The organism is Shimwellia pseudoproteus, assembly GCF_016415625.1.
Taxonomy (GTDB): Bacteria; Pseudomonadota; Gammaproteobacteria; order Enterobacterales; family Enterobacteriaceae; genus Shimwellia; species Shimwellia pseudoproteus.
In genome coordinates, this window is the sequence record NZ_WBXP01000018.1 from 47064 (window position 1) to 64577 (window position 17514).

Annotated in this window: 14 protein-coding genes; 10 read left to right on the forward strand and 4 right to left on the reverse strand. The window is 54.3% G+C overall.

Annotated features, from left to right (window positions below; translation table 11 throughout):
• Positions 1–83: 83 nt before the first annotated feature.
• Positions 84–2696 (forward strand): aminopeptidase N, encoded by a 2613-nt coding sequence (pepN, locus tag F9C28_RS10095; RefSeq protein ID WP_199015083.1) that lies wholly within the window; start codon positions 84–86, stop codon positions 2694–2696.
• 46 nt (positions 2697–2742) lie between these two features.
• Here pepN and F9C28_RS10100 read toward each other — a convergent pair whose 3' ends face one another.
• Entirely contained in the window at positions 2743–3273 is a 531-nt protein-coding gene (locus tag F9C28_RS10100) for an NAD(P)H-dependent oxidoreductase (RefSeq protein ID WP_199015084.1), read from the reverse strand.
• 223 nt (positions 3274–3496) lie between these two features.
• Between F9C28_RS10100 and pyrD the strand changes: the two genes are divergently transcribed.
• A complete protein-coding gene (gene pyrD / locus F9C28_RS10105) occupies positions 3497–4507 on the forward strand; it encodes a quinone-dependent dihydroorotate dehydrogenase (RefSeq protein ID WP_199015085.1) in 1011 nt (336 codons plus the stop codon).
• 160 nt (positions 4508–4667) lie between these two features.
• Positions 4668–5207 (forward strand): cell division protein ZapC, encoded by a 540-nt coding sequence (locus tag F9C28_RS10110; RefSeq protein ID WP_199015086.1) that lies wholly within the window; start codon positions 4668–4670, stop codon positions 5205–5207.
• On the opposite strand, the gene F9C28_RS10115 is transcribed toward F9C28_RS10110, so the two are convergent.
• Positions 5204–6325: a YcbX family protein gene (locus tag F9C28_RS10115; RefSeq protein WP_199015087.1), complete on the reverse strand. Its 1122-nt coding sequence runs from the start codon at positions 6323–6325 to the stop codon at positions 5204–5206. The two genes, F9C28_RS10110 and F9C28_RS10115, sit on opposite strands and share 4 nt — an antisense overlap.
• Positions 6326–6427: 102 nt before the next feature.
• Between F9C28_RS10115 and rlmKL the strand changes: the two genes are divergently transcribed.
• The 6 genes from rlmKL to rmf all read left to right on the forward strand — a co-directional run bounded on the left by rlmKL (position 6428) and on the right by rmf (position 14366).
• Complete coding sequence (gene rlmKL, locus F9C28_RS10120) at positions 6428–8545, forward strand: bifunctional 23S rRNA (guanine(2069)-N(7))-methyltransferase RlmK/23S rRNA (guanine(2445)-N(2))-methyltransferase RlmL (protein ID WP_199015088.1); 2118 nt, start codon at positions 6428–6430, stop codon at positions 8543–8545.
• A 4-nt stretch (positions 8546–8549) separates the two neighbouring features.
• On the forward strand, positions 8550–10466 hold the full coding sequence (locus tag F9C28_RS10125; RefSeq protein ID WP_199015090.1) for an ABC transporter ATP-binding protein: 1917 nt from the start codon (positions 8550–8552) through the stop codon (positions 10464–10466).
• An 18-nt stretch (positions 10467–10484) separates the two neighbouring features.
• Positions 10485–11753 (forward strand): membrane integrity-associated transporter subunit PqiA, encoded by a 1269-nt coding sequence (gene pqiA / locus F9C28_RS10130; protein WP_199015092.1) that lies wholly within the window; start codon positions 10485–10487, stop codon positions 11751–11753.
• Positions 11743–13380, forward strand: a complete 1638-nt coding sequence (gene pqiB, locus F9C28_RS10135) for an intermembrane transport protein PqiB (protein ID WP_199015094.1) — start codon at positions 11743–11745, stop codon at positions 13378–13380. The genes pqiA and pqiB overlap by 11 nt, the downstream gene beginning before the upstream one ends.
• Complete coding sequence (gene pqiC / locus F9C28_RS10140; protein ID WP_199015096.1) at positions 13377–13946, forward strand: membrane integrity-associated transporter subunit PqiC; 570 nt, start codon at positions 13377–13379, stop codon at positions 13944–13946. The genes pqiB and pqiC overlap by 4 nt, the downstream gene beginning before the upstream one ends.
• A gap of 252 nt (positions 13947–14198) precedes the next feature.
• A complete protein-coding gene (gene rmf, locus F9C28_RS10145) occupies positions 14199–14366 on the forward strand; it encodes a ribosome modulation factor (protein ID WP_199015099.1) in 168 nt (55 codons plus the stop codon).
• Positions 14367–14437: 71 nt separating this feature from the next.
• Here rmf and fabA read toward each other — a convergent pair whose 3' ends face one another.
• Both fabA and F9C28_RS10155 read right to left on the reverse strand, forming a co-directional pair.
• Complete coding sequence (gene fabA / locus F9C28_RS10150; protein WP_199015100.1) at positions 14438–14956, reverse strand: bifunctional 3-hydroxydecanoyl-ACP dehydratase/trans-2-decenoyl-ACP isomerase; 519 nt, start codon at positions 14954–14956, stop codon at positions 14438–14440.
• A 68-nt stretch (positions 14957–15024) separates the two neighbouring features.
• On the reverse strand, positions 15025–16785 hold the full coding sequence (locus F9C28_RS10155; protein WP_199015102.1) for an AAA family ATPase: 1761 nt from the start codon (positions 16783–16785) through the stop codon (positions 15025–15027).
• 213 nt (positions 16786–16998) lie between these two features.
• On the opposite strand from F9C28_RS10155, the gene matP reads away from it, so the two are divergent.
• Complete coding sequence (gene matP, locus F9C28_RS10160) at positions 16999–17451, forward strand: macrodomain Ter protein MatP (protein WP_199015104.1); 453 nt, start codon at positions 16999–17001, stop codon at positions 17449–17451.
• The last annotated feature ends 63 nt before the right edge of the window (positions 17452–17514 follow it).

Consider the following 17514-nt stretch of genomic DNA (forward strand, 5'->3'; position numbering starts at 1 on the left):
AAGATGAAGATTCTGCGTGGCAACAAAACCGTAACCGGAATAGACTGGGATCCGATACTTACGGCAGATACAAAAGGTTATCTATGACTCAACAACCCCAGGCCAAATACCGCCACGATTACCGTGCGCCGGATTATACCATTACTGATATTGATTTGACCTTTGAACTCGATGCAGCGGCCACTATTGTCACCGCAGAAAGCAAGGTGCAGCGCCATGCCGGGTCTGGGGTTGCGCTTTGTCTGGATGGTGAGGAATTAACCCTCAAATCGATCGCTGTCGATGGCCAGCCGTGGCGCCATTACCACCAGGAAGATGGCGCTCTGGTGATAGAACAACTGCCGGAACGGTTCACGTTGACCATCGTCAACCAGATAAGCCCGGCGACAAATACCGCCCTGGAGGGGTTATACCAGTCCGGGGATGCGCTGTGTACCCAGTGTGAATCCCAGGGGTTCCGTCATATTACCTGGTACCTGGACCGCCCGGATGTGCTGGCCCGGTTTACCACGAAAATTATTGCCGATGCGGCCAAATACCCGTTTTTACTCGCCAACGGTAACCGCATTGCCCAGGGGGCGCTGGACGACGGCCGCCACTGGGTGCAGTGGCAGGATCCGTTCCCGAAACCGAGCTATCTGTTTGCCCTGGTCGCCGGTGATTTCGACGTGCTGCGGGACACGTTTACCACCCGCTCCGGCCGGGATGTCGCCCTTGAGTTGTATGTCGATCGCGGCAACCTCGATCGCGCCGACTGGGCGATGACCTCCCTGAAGAGCGCCATGAAATGGGATGAGACCCGCTTCGGGCTGGAATATGACCTCGACATCTATATGGTCGTGGCGGTGGACTTCTTCAACATGGGGGCGATGGAGAATAAAGGGCTGAATATCTTTAACTCCAAATACGTGCTGGCCCGGGCGGAAACCGCCACTGATAAAGACTACCTGAATATTGAACGGGTGATCGGCCATGAATATTTCCATAACTGGACCGGTAACCGCGTAACCTGTCGGGACTGGTTCCAGCTCAGCCTGAAAGAGGGGCTGACCGTGTTCCGTGACCAGGAGTTCAGCTCTGATCTCGGCTCCCGGGCGGTGAACCGCATCAGTAATGTGCGCACCATGCGCGGCATGCAGTTTGCCGAAGATGCCAGCCCGATGGCGCACCCGATCCGCCCGGATATGGTCATCGAAATGAACAACTTCTATACCCTGACAGTGTATGAGAAAGGGGCCGAAGTGATCCGCATGCTGCACACCCTGCTGGGAGAGGCGAACTTCCAGAAAGGGATGCAGCTCTATTTCGAGCGCCATGACGGCAGCGCCGCCACCTGTGACGATTTTGTCCAGGCGATGGAAGATGCCTCTAATGTTGACCTTTCACAGTTCCGCCGCTGGTATAGCCAGTCCGGCACCCCTATTGTGACGGTGCACGACGATTATGACCCGGAAACCGAACAATACCGTCTGACCCTCAGCCAGCGGACCCCGGCGACGGCGGATCAGGCGGAGAAGCTCCCGCTGCATATTCCGTTTGATATTGAGCTGTATGACAACCAGGGTAAGGTGATTCCACTACAGAAAGAGGGCCATCCGGTTCACAACGTGCTGAACCTGACCCAGGCCGAGCAGACCTTTATCTTTGATAATGTCTATTTCCAGCCGGTGCCCTCCCTGTTACGTGAATTCTCGGCGCCAGTGAAACTGGAATATAAATGGAGCGATCAGCAGCTAACTTTCCTGATGCGCCACGCCCGCAATGATTTTTCGCGCTGGGATGCAGCCCAAAGCCTGCTGTCCACCTATATCAAGCTGAGCGTTGCCCGTTATCAGGCAGGCCAGCCGCTGTCACTGCCGCTGCACGTTGCTGACGCCTTCCGGGCTATTTTGCTTGATGAGCAGATCGATCCGGCGCTGGCGGCAGAAATTCTGACGCTGCCGTCCCAGAATGAGATAGCGGAACTGTTCCAGACCATCGATCCTCAGGCGATTGCGGCGGTGCATAACGCACTGACCCGTACCCTGGCCCGGGAACTGGCTGACGAGCTGCTGGCGGTCTATGGCGCTAACAGGTTGTCCGGTTACCGGATCGATCACGACGATATCGGTAAACGCGCCCTGCGTAATACCTGCCTGCATTATCTGGCATTTGTGGATAACGGCCAGGCGGATGCGCTGGTGAGCCGCCAGTATCACGAGGCGGACAATATGACCGATGCGCTGGCGGCGCTGTCAGCCGCGGTTGCCGCAGAGCTGCCGTGCGGTGCTGCCCTGATGCAGGAGTATGACGATCGCTGGCATCAGGATGGTCTGGTGATGGATAAATGGTTTATTCTCCAGGCCACCAGCGGTGCCGACAATGTCCTCGACACCGTACGGGCGCTGCTGAACCACCGGTCATTCAGTATTGGCAACCCGAACCGGGTTCGCTCTCTGATTGGCGCGTTTGTCAGCGGCAACCCTGCGGCATTCCATGCCCTGGATGGCAGCGGTTATCGCTTCCTGGTTGAGATGCTCACCGAGCTGAACACCCGTAACCCTCAGGTGGCGTCACGCCTGATTGAGCCGCTGATCCGTCTGAAACGCTATGACAGCAAGCGCCAGGCGCTGATGCGTGACGCGCTGGAAACCCTCAAAGGGCTGCCGAATCTGTCGGGCGACCTGTATGAGAAGGTCACCAAAGCGCTGGCCTAATCGTCGCTTTTGACACTTAACAACCCCGCATAGCGGGGTTTTTTTATTATTGGGCCGGTTCGGCAATGTCGCTCAGTGCGCGGGTGAAGTGGCCCAGGGCGTTATCCAGGGCCCGCTGTAGATCGGGGCTGAAACGGGCACTGTGCTGGTAATCAGCAATCTGGTTGTGCCTGGCGTACAGCACCGGCAGCACCCGCCGGGCGCCGAGGGTGGTAAAGAGCGGTGTCCCGGTGTCCGGAGGCAATAGCGGCTCTCCGGTGACCAGCGGTAATACTACTTTATGGTCGAGGGCGCCGGGGGGAAAGGTTGCTATCAGGCGCTGTAGCAGCCCGGGTAGCGGTTCAGGGAGGGCCGGGGTGGCAATCATTATCCCCCCGGCGCTGGCCAGCTGCTCCTGAAAGGTTTGCAGCGCCGGGCTAATACGCCGGGATAGCCAGAGATCTTCCGGGGTGAAATTCTGGATATGCCAGTGGCAGACATCAATCTCCTGTCTGCTGAGGGCTTCTCTGGCATATTCCAGTAACGCGCTGGCAGGGGAAGGGAAGCGTGGGCTGCCAGTCAGGGTGATCACGCGCATACGTGGACCTCCACGAGTAACTGATACCCGGGACAGTGCCACTTTTTGCCAGGGAAATTAACTATTATTTTCGGCACAGAATAGCTGAAATGCGCATATTATCGGCAAAACAGGAAAACGATTGCCTATTGCGGATCTTTTTTTGCTATAGGTCAATTCCCTTTCATGGGCAGATGATGAATAATACGCCCCCGGTTTGCACACCGGGAATCCAGGAGAGTTCATGTACTATCCCTTCGTTCGTAAAGCACTTTTCCAGCTCGATCCAGAGCGCGCTCATGAATTAACGTTTCAGCAATTACGCCGCATTACTGGTACCCCTCTGGAAGCGCTGGTGCGCCAGAAGGTGCCGTCCAGGCCGGTGACCTGCATGGGGCTGACCTTTAAAAACCCGCTTGGGCTGGCCGCAGGACTGGATAAAGACGGTGAGTGCATTGATGCTCTTGGCGCGATGGGCTTTGGTTCCCTTGAAATAGGGACCGTGACACCGCGCCCCCAGCCGGGTAATGATAAACCACGGTTATTCCGCCTGGTCGCCGCTGAGGGCCTGATCAACCGCATGGGCTTTAACAATCTGGGTGTTGATAACCTGGTTGAGAATGTCAAAAAAGCGCATTTTGATGGCGTGCTGGGGATCAATATTGGCAAAAATAAAGACACGCCGGTAGAGCAGGGTAAAGACGATTACCTTATTTGTATGGATAAAATTTATCCATATGCTGGCTATATCGCCATCAATATCTCGTCGCCAAATACCCCGGGGTTACGTACCCTGCAATATGGTGAGGCCCTGGATGATCTGTTGAGCGCCATCAAAATCAAACAGCAGGCGCTTCATGAGCAGCACAGTAAATATGTTCCGATTGCAGTTAAAATCGCGCCGGATCTTACCGAAGAAGAATTGATTCAGGTCGCTGACAGTTTGGTTCGCCATAATATTGATGGCGTTATTGCCACCAATACCACGCTGGATCGCTCCCTGGTTCAGGGCATGAAATATTGCCATGAAACGGGGGGATTGAGCGGGCGCCCGGTGCAATTAAAAAGTACCGAAATCATCCGCCGGTTATCGGCAGAATTAAATGGCCGGTTACCGATCATTGGCGTGGGCGGTATCGACTCGGTCATTGCCGCCCGGGAAAAAATGGCCGCGGGCGCTTCACTGGTGCAAATTTATTCCGGATTTATATTCAAAGGGCCCCATTTAATAAAAGAAATTGTAGGGAATATCTGATTTTTTAAAATATGTCCTTGACCGGGGCTTTATTTTTAGCCCTGGTTGCTTTATATTTCTCAACTGTTGCTAATTTGAGCATTTAGCCGTTAATACGTTATGGCTTTCGGCAATACGCACAGGGATGTCGTAAACACTTGGGTGAATAAAGGGGACGTGGATGAAGATTAAACCAGACGATAACTGGCGTTGGTATTATGACGATGAACACGATCGAATGATGCTCGACCTGGCCAATGGTATGCTATTTCGTTCGCGCTTTCCCCGTAAAATGCTAACCCCCGACGCATTCTGTGCGCCGGGGTTTTGCGTTGATGATGCCGCGCTTTATTTTTCCTTCGAAGAGAAATGCCGCGATCTGGAATTAAACCGGGATCAGCAGGCCGAATTAATCCTTAATGCCCTGGTGGCCATTCGCTTTCTGAAGCCGCAAATGCCGAAAAGCTGGCATTTTGTCGCCCATCCACAAACCTGGCAGCCGGCGGCTGGCGATATGCTCTGTGTCTGGCTCAGCGATGATCGTCAGCAGGTTAATCTGCTGGCGGTGGAAAGCGGTGAAAACGCGACCCTGTGCCTGTTGGCCCAGCCGGGATTGGTCCTGGCGGGGCGTACCATGCAACTGGGGGATGCCATCAAAGTGATGAACGATCGTCTGATGCCTGCCACGCGCCAGCCTTGTCGGCTGGAGCAGGCGGTTTAATTCGACGCGAGTGTTACGTCACTCAGGGGAATACAGCTACAGGCTAAAATGGTGCCATCTTCACCAATGGCGCCTTCCTTCATGGCGTGAACCTGCCCCCCGGTGAGCGCGATCCGACAGCAGCCGCAAATGCCGGCCCGGCAGGAGTAGGGAACACGTATCCCGTTTTGCTCAAGCTGCTCCAGTAACGGCTGCTGGTTATTGCCGGTGAATGTCTGTTGTTGCCAGTTGATGGCCAGCGCCCGTTGCTGTGCCCCTGACTGGGCTGTCGCAACGGCAGAGACGGTATCCGCCCCGGCGCCATAGTGCTTTGCCGGCCCGGTGGCGAGCACTTCCACGTCATCCCCTTCCCGAATAACACCGCTGTGGCGGGCTATCAGGTTCTGGCCGAAGTCGACATCCCCATTATCCTGGGCGGTGCGAAACTGTTGTAGCGTCGCCAGCGGTTCTGCAGAAGGGTGTTTGCGGCCCTGTTCGGGGCTGATGGTGGTGAAAATGCAGCGGCTGCAGGGTTTTACCACATCAAAGGTGACGCCGCCCACCCGGATAACCTTCCAGCTATCTTCCGCCCACGCCGGTGCGCCAGCAACCACCAGATTGGGGCGAAATTGGGTCATACTGACACTGGCAGGGCAGCGCTGCTGCAAATCGCGCAGGGAGCTTTCGCTGGTCAGCAGATAGGGGAAACCGTCGGCAAAACTCAGCGGTACGGCCTGATGATTTTTCACCCGGCGCGACAGTTGCGGGCTAAGCCAGCGTAGCTGTACTTCCCGGGGGAAAAAGCCGCTGAGCCAGCTATTTATTGGCGCTGGTGCAATCAGTGCGCTGAAATGGTTGCCCCATACTTCCGTCGGGGACTGTACCGACAGGAAATCGTCGTAACGGATATGGGCCGTGCTGGCGTCCGGTGCGGTAAGATGCAGACCATCCGGCAGTAGTGATGGGGTAAACAACACCATTTGTGGATACTGACGGGCGGTGATAAACGTTCCGTCCGTCTCGGTGATCATAAAAATACGATCCTGGGCGAGACCGCTCAGATCAGCCAGACCATGTGAAATCCGCAACCCGCGCATTGATTTCACCGGGTGGATGTATAAGCGGGAAAGGGTAAGCATGACAGCACTCCGTGCGGTGCAATGATATAAAGGCCAACTTTATGACATGTGCCACAGATTAGCTATAATGCGCGACAATTTTCATAAATGATAAGTGATGATATGAATTCTCTGTTTGCCAGTACGGCACGTGGTCTCGAAGAACTGTTAAAAACAGAACTGGAAAGCCTGGGCGCAACCCAGTGCCAGGTTGTCCAGGGTGGTGTCCATTATCAGGGAGACGCGCGGCTGGTTTATCAGAGTTTGCTCTGGAGCCGTTTGGCGTCCCGTATTTTGCTACCGTTGGGTGAGTGCAACGTCTACAGCGATCTGGACCTGTATCTTGGGGTACAGGCCATCGACTGGACTGCACTGTTCGCCCCGGGGGCAACCTTTGCCGTGCACTTCAGCGGCCTGAACGACACTATCCGTAATAGCCAATATGGCGCGCTGAAAGTTAAAGACGCCATTGTGGACAGCTTTACCCGCAAAAACCTGCCGCGGCCGAATGTCGATCGTGAATTGCCGGATGTCCGTATTAATGTCTGGCTGAATAAAAATGTGGCCAGTATCGCGCTGGATCTGAGCGGTGAAGGGTTACATCAGCGTGGTTATCGCGATCGTACCGGCCAGGCACCCATCAAAGAAAACCTCGCCGCCGCGATTGTGATGCGCTCTGGCTGGCAGCCGGGGACGCCGCTGCTGGATCCAATGTGTGGTTCCGGCACCTTGTTAATTGAAGCCGCCATGATCGCCACCGATCGCGCCCCCGGGTTGCACCGCACCCGCTGGGGGTTCAATGGCTGGGCGCAGCACGACACTGAACTGTGGAAATCCGTAACCAGTGAAGCACAAGTCCGCGCCCGCCGCGGGGCCGCAGACTACAGTTCACGTTTTTACGGTTCAGATAACGACAGCCGGGTGATTGAGCGCGCCCGGACCAACGCCCGTCAGGCGGGCTTAGGAAACCTGATCTCATTTGAGGTTAAGGATGTTTCCCGGTTGACCAATCCGCTGCCAGAAGGGCCCCAGGGGACGGTGATCAGTAACCCGCCTTATGGTGAGCGCCTCGATAGCGAACCGGCCCTGATAGCTCTGCACAGCGTACTGGGGCGCATTATGAAAAGCCAGTTTGGCGGCTGGAACCTCTCGCTGTTTAGCGCCTCGCCGGAGTTGCTGAGCTGCCTGCAGCTGCGGGCAGAACGGCAATTTAAGGCCAAAAACGGCCCGCTGGATTGCGTGCAGAAAAACTACCAGCTGATGGCCAATACCGGGGGGACGCCGCCGGCAGCGATTGCGGAAGATTATGCTAACCGCCTGCGCAAAAACCTGAAAGTTCTCGATAAATGGGCGCGGCAGGAAGGCATTGAGTGTTATCGGGTGTATGATGCGGACCTGCCAGAATACAATGTCGCAGTGGATCGCTATGGCGACTGGGTGGTTGTGCAGGAATATGCGCCACCGAAAACGGTTGATCACAACAAAGCGCGTCAGCGGTTATTTGACGTGATTGCCGCAACCCTCGCGGTACTGGAAATCCCGCCCGGCAAACTGGTGCTGAAAACCCGTGAACGGCAGAAGGGGAAAAATCAGTACCAGCGGATGGCGGAAAAGGGCGAATTTATTGATGTTAAAGAGTTCAATGCCCATTTTCTGGTGAACCTGACTGACTACCTGGATACCGGGTTGTTCCTCGATCACCGTATTGCCCGTCGTATGCTGGGCCAGATGAGTAAAGGCAAAGATTTCCTCAACTTGTTCTCATACACCGGTAGCGCCACGGTACATGCCGGGCTAGGCGGCGCGCGTTCTACCACCACGGTCGACATGTCCCGTACTTATCTGGAATGGGCAGAGCGCAATTTACGGCTCAACGGCCTGACTGGCCGCGCACATCGCCTGATCCAGGCTGATTGCCTCGCATGGCTGCGGGAGGCCCGGGAACAGTTCGATCTGATCTTTATTGATCCACCGACATTCTCTAACTCCAAACGCATGGATGATGTATTTGATGTTCAGCGAGATCATTTGGCGTTGATGAAAGATTTAAGCCGTCTGCTGCGCAAGGGCGGTACCATTATGTTTTCCAACAATAAACGCGGTTTCCGCATGGATCTGGACGGGCTGGCGGCGCTGGGATTACAGGCGCAAGAAATCACCCAGAAAACCCTGTCACGGGATTTTGCCCGTAATCGTCAGATCCATAACTGTTGGCTGATCACCCGCCTGGGTGAGGAGTAAAAAGATGTCGTTAATCAGTATGCACGGGGCGTGGCTGTCGTTCAGCGACGCGCCGTTACTCGATAATACCGAACTGCATATCGAGGAAAATGAACGGGTTTGCCTGGTTGGCCGTAACGGTGCCGGGAAATCCACCCTGATGAAAATTATTAATCAGGAAGTGCCTCTCGATGATGGCCGTATTGTGTATGAACAGGATCTGATTGTTGCCCGTCTGCAACAAGATCCACCGCGCGATGTGGCGGGAACCGTATATGACTTTGTGGCGGAAGGGGTGGAGGAGCAGGCCGAGCATCTGAAGGCGTATCACGATATTTCCCAGAAAGTGATGGTTGATCCGAGTGAGAAAAACCTCGATAAAATGGCCCGCATTCAGGAAATCCTCGAACACCAGGGGCTGTGGCAACTGGAGAGCCGGATTAACGAGGTGCTGGTCCAGCTGGAGCTGGAACCCAATACACCGCTGTCGTCGCTGTCTGGGGGGTGGTTGCGTAAAGCGGCTCTGGGGCGGGCGCTGGTGAGCGCCCCGCGGGTACTGCTGCTGGATGAACCGACCAACCACCTGGATATTGAAACCATTGACTGGCTGGAAACTTTCCTGAAAAGTTTCCAGGGCAGCATTGTATTTATTTCCCATGACCGGTCATTTATTCGCAATATGGCGACCCGTATTGTCGATCTGGATCGCGGCAAACTGGTTTCATACCCGGGCAATTACGATGAGTATCTGCTTGCCAAAGAAGAGGCGCTGCGGGTCGAAGAACTGCAAAATGCGGAGTTCGATCGCAAACTGGCTCAGGAAGAAGTGTGGATCCGTCAGGGGATCAAGGCGCGCCGTACCCGTAACGAGGGGCGCGTGCGCGCACTGAAAGCCATGCGCCGTGAACGCGGTGAGCGCCGGGATGTAATGGGCAAAGCAAAAATGCAGGTAGAAGAGGCGACCCGCTCAGGGAAAATCGTCTTTGAAATCGAAAATCTGCATTATGAGATTGACGGCAAAGTGCTGGTGAATGATTTCAGCGCCCAGGTGATGCGCGGCGATAAAATCGCGCTGGTGGGGCCAAACGGCTGCGGGAAAACCACCCTGCTGAAGCTGATGCTTGGCCAGCTGGCGCCCACCTCCGGCAGTGTGCATATCGGTACTAAGCTGGAAGTGGCCTATTTCGATCAGCACCGGGCGGAACTTGACCCAGATAAAACCGTGATGGATAACCTGGCGGAAGGCAAACAAGAAGTGCTGGTCAACGGTAAACCTCGCCACGTGCTGGGCTATCTGCAGGACTTTTTATTCCATCCCAAACGCGCGATGACCCCGGTACGGGCGCTGTCGGGCGGGGAGCGTAACCGCCTGTTATTGGCGCGTCTGTTCCTTAAACCCAGTAACTTGTTGATTCTTGATGAGCCCACCAACGATCTGGATGTTGAAACCCTGGAACTGCTGGAAGAGCTTATCGACAGCTATCAGGGCACGGTTCTGCTGGTTAGCCACGATCGTCAGTTTGTTGACGATACGGTCACCGAGTGCTGGATCTATGAAGGCGATGGCCGGATTGCCAGCTATGTGGGGGGATATTACGATGCCCGGGGTCAGCAGGCATCAGTTCGCTCGCTAAAAGTACCGCCAGTGACTAAATCCTCAGCGGTTGTCAGCCAGAATCAAGAAAACGCAGAAACGGCAAAACGCGCAGCCAGTAAACTAAGCTATAAACTGCAGCGCGAATTAGAGCAACTCCCTCAGCAGCTTGAAGCGCTCGAAGATCGCGTCAACACGCTTCAGGCTCAAGTAAGTGATGCTGCGTTTTTTAATCAACCCCATGAGGCCACGCAACAGGTTCTGTCTGATATGGCAGATGCTGAAAAAGCGCTGGAGGCCGCGTTTGAACGTTGGGAATATCTGGAATCGCTTAAACAAGGTGCCTGATGAATCTGGAGAACTGGCATGTGTGAAACACACCATGCGGGAAAACATATTTTATGTCCGCAATGCGATTTGCTGGTGACCGTACCGCCCCTTAATCTGGAGCATAAAGCGACTTGTCCCCGCTGCGGGACTGCATTGACGACGCGGTGGAACTCACCGCGTCAGCGGCCAACGGCGTATGCGCTGGCCGCGCTTTTTATGCTGGTGTTGTCTAACCTGTTCCCGTTTATTTATATGAAGGTGGCGGGGATATCCAGCGAAGTAAAAATGATGCAAATCCCCCAGGTGATGTTTTCTGAGGGTTACTCAAGCCTGGGGAGCTTTTTTATTCTCTTCGTGCAGACTGTACCGGCATTTTGCCTGGTGACCATCCTGTTACTGGTTAACCGGGTAAAAATGCCCCAGAAGCTCAAGTACCGGCTGGCCCGGGTGCTGTTCCTGCTGAAAAGCTGGGGAATGGCAGAGATCTTCTTAACCGGGGTATTGGTCAGCTTTGTGAAGCTAATGGCCTATGGGGATATTGGGGTGGGCAGTAGCTTTATTCCCTGGTGTCTGTTCTGTGTACTGCAGTTGCGCGCGTTTCAGTGCGTGGATCGCCGCTGGTTGTGGGACGATATCGCCCCGATGCCGGTGTGCCCCGTTGCGCTGAAACCCGGGGTAGCCGGGATCCGTCAGGGGGTACGTTCGTGCTCCTGCTGTACCGCCATTCTTCCTGCCGGACAAATAGAATGCAGCCGCTGCCATACTAAAGGTTATCCGCGCCGTCGCCACAGCCTGCAATGGACGGTGGCGCTACTGATAACGGCTATTATGCTGTATTTACCCGCCAACATCTTGCCTATCATGATAACGGATCTGCTGGGTGACAAAATGCCGTCCACCATTCTGGCTGGGGTTATTTTGCTGTGGAGTGAAGGCTCTTACCCGGTAGCGATGGTGATATTTATCGCCAGTATTATGGTGCCGACACTGAAAATGATAGCCATCGCCTGGTTGTGTCTGGATGCCAAAGGACACGGCCATCGCGACCGGGAGCGTATGCACCTGATGTATGAAGTAGTGGAGTTTGTTGGCCGCTGGTCAATGATCGACGTGTTTGTTATCGCGGTGCTCTCTGCCCTGGTGAGGATGGGGGCACTGATGAATATATATCCTGCCATCGGCGCGCTGATGTTCGCCATGGTAGTCATAATAACAATGCTTGCTGCAACGGCGTTTGATCCCCGTCTTTCGTGGGATCGCGTGCCAGATTTTGACCATGAGGAGTTGAACAAAAGTGGAAAATAACAGCGCAGACGCGAAGGTCTCCAGGGTTAAGCACTGGTCGCCAGTGTGGATTTTCCCTATTGTGACGGCGTTAATCGGCGCGTGGATACTGTTTTATCATTACAGCCACCAGGGCCCGGAGGTGACGCTGATCACAACCAATGCGGAAGGTATTGAAGGGGGGAAAACCACCATCAAGAGCCGCAGCGTGGATGTTGGGGTGGTGGAAAGTGCGGTGCTGACCGATGATCTGCATCATGTGGAGATCAAAGCGCGTCTTAAATCCGGCATGGAAAAACTGCTGCACGGTGATTCCGTTTTTTGGGTCGTGAAGCCGCAGATTGGACGTGAAGGTGTCACGGGTCTGGGAACATTGCTTTCCGGGGCCTATATCGAATTACAACCCGGGGTGAAAGGCGAAAAACCAGGGCGCTATGAATTACTGGACTCCCCGCCACTGGCCTCGCCTGATGCAAAAGGGATCCGTATTACTCTGGACAGTGAAAAAGCTGGCCAGTTGAACCCTGGGGATCCGGTGCTGTTCCGCGGTTATCAAGTTGGCTCGGTAGAAACCAGCAATTTTGATCCTAACAAACGTGATATGAGCTACCAGTTGTTTATCCGCGCGCCTTATGACCGTCTGGTCACCAACAATGTGCGCTTCTGGAAAGACAGCGGCATTAGTGTTGATCTCAGCTCTGGCGGGATGCGGGTTGAAATGGGCTCGCTGACCACGCTGTTCAGCGGCGGCGTAAGCTTTGATGTGCCACAAGGGTTAACTGTCGGCGAGCCGGTAGAGAACCATACGGCGTTCAAACTCTATGATGACGCCCGCAGCATTGCGGACTCGCTGTATACCCAGCACGTGGACTTCTTGCTGTTCTTTAAAGATTCTGTACGCGGGCTGCAGATTGGGGCACCGGTTGAGTTTCGCGGTATGCGCCTTGGGACTGTGGTTGGGGTACCGTTTATTGTTCCGGGGCTTCATCAGTCGGTTGGTGACGATTACCGTATTCCGGTATTGATCCGTCTGGAGCCGGAACGTTTGGCTGCAGAGTTCGGTGAGACGCCGCAAATGCAGCAGTTTAATGAATTGCTGATGCATGGTCTGCGCGCCAGCCTGAAGACCGGTAACTTGCTGACCGGAGCACTCTACGTGGATATTGATTTCTATCCTAAAGAGCCGCCTATCAAAGAGATTAAAACCGTCGCCGGGTATAACGTGATCCCAACCGTGTCTGGTGGTCTGGCGCAAATCCAGCAAAAACTCATGGATACGCTGGATAAGATTAACAATATGCCGGTGAACCCGCTGCTGGAGCAGGCAACCTCGACCCTGGGCGAAACCCAGAAAACGATGCAGGAAATGCAAAAAACGCTCGATAACGTGAATAAACTCACGTCCAGCCCATCGATGCAGAAACTGCCGGCGGATATGCAGAATACGCTGCTGGAGCTGAACCGCAGTTTGCAGGGCTTCCAACCGGGATCTGCGGCTTACAACAAGATGGTTTCTGATATGCAGCGACTGGATCAAGTGCTGAGAGAGTTGCAGCCAGTATTGCGGACGATTAACCAGAAGAGCAATGCGCTGGTCTTTGAGGCGAAGGACAAGCCGGACCCGCAGCCGAAAGGGGCAAAACAATGAAAAAATGGTTATCTCTGGCGTTTGTCGCCGCCACCCTCACAGCCTGTAGCAGTGAGGTGAAAGACACCTGGTATCAGTTACCGATGTCGGCGGCCGCCCAGCCAGTGGCTCAGGGGATGATTAACCAGAGCACCCGGCTGTTATGGGTGGAGCAGGTGGTGATCCCGGATTATCTGGCCGGTAACGGCGTGGTATATCAGACCACCGATGTGCAGTATGTTATCGCCAAAAACAACCTGTGGGCCAGCCCGCTGGATCAGCAGTTACGTAATACGCTGGTGGCGAATCTTAGCGCAATGCTGCCTGGCTGGGTGGTGTCATCCCAGCCACTGGGGAGCCAGCAGGATGTGCTGAGCGTGAACGTGACAGGCTTCCAGGGCCGTTATGATGGACATGTTGTGGTGAGTGGTGAGTGGCTGTTAAAACACGAGGGCCAACTGACCAAGCGTCCGTTCCATATTGAGCTTAAGCAGCAACAGGACGGGTATGATGCGATGGTTAAAGCGCTGGCCCAGGCATGGCAGCAGGAGGCCGGAAGTATCGCCAGTAATGTCGGTCGTCTGTAGTTTCTGACGTTTTAGCACAAAAAAGCCGCGCTTTGTCGATAACAGCATAAAGCGCGGCTTTTCTTTATCTGCCAAAACCTTATCAGTGGGTTGTGCTGATGGGCCTCTAAATATAGCCGGGAAATGTGACAATGGCGTGAATTTTGCGCATTGACGTCTGCATGTTCACCCGTTATTCATAAGGGGTGATTGCACGTTTTGTAGTCACTGTTTTCTTTTCCACCAGACATAGATTAATGAGGGAAACGAGGCATGAAGAGACAAAAACGAGATCGCCTGGAACGGGCTCATCAGCGTGGTTATCAAGCCGGTATCACCGGGCGCTCTAAAGAAATGTGTCCCTATCAGACACTGACGCAGAGGTCACATTGGCTGGGAGGCTGGCGGCAAGCCATGGAGGACAGGGCCGTAATTGCCTGATACTGTCTCTTTAGGCATTTGAAACCTCCGCACTGCGGAGGTTTCTCGATATGGCGGGGTATTCAGCAGGATTAGAACGCTGAAGTATCCTTAAATAAGCCCACTTTCAGGTCGTTAGCGGTATAAATCACACGGCCGTCCACCAGTACTTCACCATCAGCCAGGCCCATAATTAAGCGGCGGTTAACGATACGTTTGAAGTGAATACGGTAGGTCACTTTTTTCGCCGTTGGCAGTACCTGGCCGGTAAATTTCACTTCACCAACGCCCAGGGCACGGCCTTTGCCTTCACCGCCCAGCCAGCCAAGATAAAAGCCAACTAACTGCCACATAGCATCAAGGCCAAGGCAACCAGGCATCACCGGATCGCCGATGAAGTGGCAGCCGAAGAACCATAAGTCCGGATTGATATCCAGCTCAGCTTCCACGTAACCCTTGTCAAAATTACCGCCGGTTTCCGTCATTTTGACGACCCGGTCCATCATCAGCATGCTTGGTGCCGGTAATTGTGGGCCTTCAGCGCCAAACAGCTCGCCACGCCCGGAAGCAAGAAGGTCTTCTTTTGTGTAAGATTCGCGTTTATCTACCATGTTTACTATAAGCCTTATTTTAATGAGGGACGCAGGTTAGCTAACACTTGTACGCTGAACAAGTCCGATCAGTTATGGTTGAACCAGTTTAACCAGCGTAATGGCCACGGATAACGGTGGCGGCCTTCTTGTTGGCTAGCCTGAGCAATACGTTCCTGAATTGCCTGAATCAGGGTGGGGCGTCCTTCGCCATCCCAGATGACGTTAGTCAGCAGTGGAAGGGCGTCTGCCACGGAATCTACCGCCCACAGAGAGAAGGTCCCGTGTTCTACTGCGTCAAGGATATCCTGGTGCAGTGAAAGATGTTGAACATTTGGCGTGGGAATAATAACCCCCTGGTCACCCGTGAAACCACGCTGTTCGCAGATACGGAAAAACCCTTCGATTTTTTCGTTGAGGCCGCCCACCGGCTGCACGCGACCAAACTGATCAACCGAGCCGGTCATTGCCAGATGCTGGCGAATAGGGACATCGGCCAGGGCGCTGATGAGGGCGCACAGCTCCGCCAGAGAGGCGCTGTCGCCGTCAACTTCACTGTAGGATTGTTCAAAGGTTATCGACGCTGAGAACGGGATCTGTTGTTCCAGTTGCAACTCAGACATCAGAAAGGCCTGCATGATCATCATGCCCTTAGCGTGAATGTTACCGCCTAGCTCTGCCTTACGCTCGACATCGGTAAACTCGCCGTCACCAATATGTACCACGCAGGAAATACGTGACGGCTCGCCAAAGGCCCGGGGATGGCCCGGAAATTCAATCACTGACAGGGCGTTGATTTGGCCAACCTGTTCACCTTCGGTTTCAATCAGGATCTGTTCTTGCAGGATCTCATCCTGCATCCGCTCAACGAGATAGTTTTCGCGCCATTCGCGCTGGTCAAGCATGGTGCGGAATTGCTCGCCAGTAAACGCGTCACCATTACTGATGATCGCCGTCTCTTTCAGCTGGCGCTGGATCCACGCCGGGCTGAGCGGCAAAATATGCTGGTCGCCACTGTAGCGGACGGCCTCTCTGAGCAGCAGCGGCCAGGCATCGGCATGGGGCAGCGGCAGTTTATGCTGCTGGGCAATTGTCGCGATCCAGTTCAGCCAGGCTTCACGGGCGCCTTCCTGCCCGATATCCAGTGATTCTTCAAACTCACAATAAATGGCGGCCTCGGCAAGGTCAGGCTCGGTTTCCTGGAAATCGGCCATGGCTTCCCGATCCCCGGTGAGGATAAGCTTAACGTTAAGCGCCATTCCCGGAATAGATACCGGAAGCGGGCGGGTTTCGTCAGAAGAGAGCCATTCAAAACGCTGTTGGGAAAGCATCTCTTTCAGGCGTAACCACAACAGCGGTTGGGCGAGAACACTCCGCATGGACAGGATAAGAATGCCGCCATTTGCCCGGTGCAGTAAGCCGGGCTGAAGGGTTATCTCCTGATTGTGCTGGCGTACGCAGCCGAACAGCTGATCGTTTTCAACCCACTCGGCAACAACCACTTCCCCCGCGGCGGTAAAATCACCGGCAGTGTCTTGTGCGGGGGTGAAAGTAATGTGATGACCGTCAATCAAATAGTGCCCACCGGCCAGCGTCCCTGAGGGGGTGTAGGTACGGCGCACGGCGGCGGCAATTAACCCCAGAGATTCACGATCTTCTGTGGCACGGAGGAGCAGGGTATCGGAGTATCCCCACGGGTGGCAGAGTTGCTGCAACCCGTAACAAAGACGTGCCTGTACAGTCTCGAAGGTATCCTCAACGGAGGCCGGAGATAACGGCGTATCAAACAGCGATTGCCAAGAGTCTGTCTCAGGTACCAGTACACGCCATGAAAGTTGATTTATGGTCAAAGTAGTGAGTTATTCTTCAGATGATAAAGCGGCAATTATACAGTAAGTGGTCAGACAGCACACGTTTCGCCGCTATCTTTTGGGGTGATAGGTTGTGGATAACACCAGATATGCAAAGGAATTTTGTAACATCGTCAGGGTCCGTTATTATCTTAAGCAAGGCGACGAAATGCTGATATCCTGAAATGAGTTTCATGGTTACCCGAGAGCAGAATGAAATATCAACAACTGGAAAATCTCGAAAGCGGCTGGAAATGGACGTATCTCGTGAAAAAGCACCGCGAAGGGGAGCCGATTACCCGCTATCTGGATCATGGTGCGGTACAGGATGCCCTGAAACAATTGATGGCAATGGAAAATGAACCGGTAAAAGTCACTGACTGGATCACCCGGCATATGAATCCGGCGCTGAATAACCGGATGAAACAGACGATCCGGGCGCGGCGCAAACGGCACTTTAATGCAGAGCATCAGCATACGCGTAAAAAGTCTATCGACCTGGAGTACCTTGTGTGGCAGCGCCTGGCAGGCCTTGCGCAGCGCAGGGGAAGCACACTATCGGAAACTATTGTACAGCTTATCGAAGATGCAGAGCGCAAGGAGCAGTACGCGAACCGCATGTCTACCCTGAAGCAGGATTTACAGGCGCTGCTGGGGAAAGACTGAACGGCGGGTAGTGTTGGCCGCCGCTATTTTTACCGCGACAGCAATAAAAAAAACCCCGCAGAG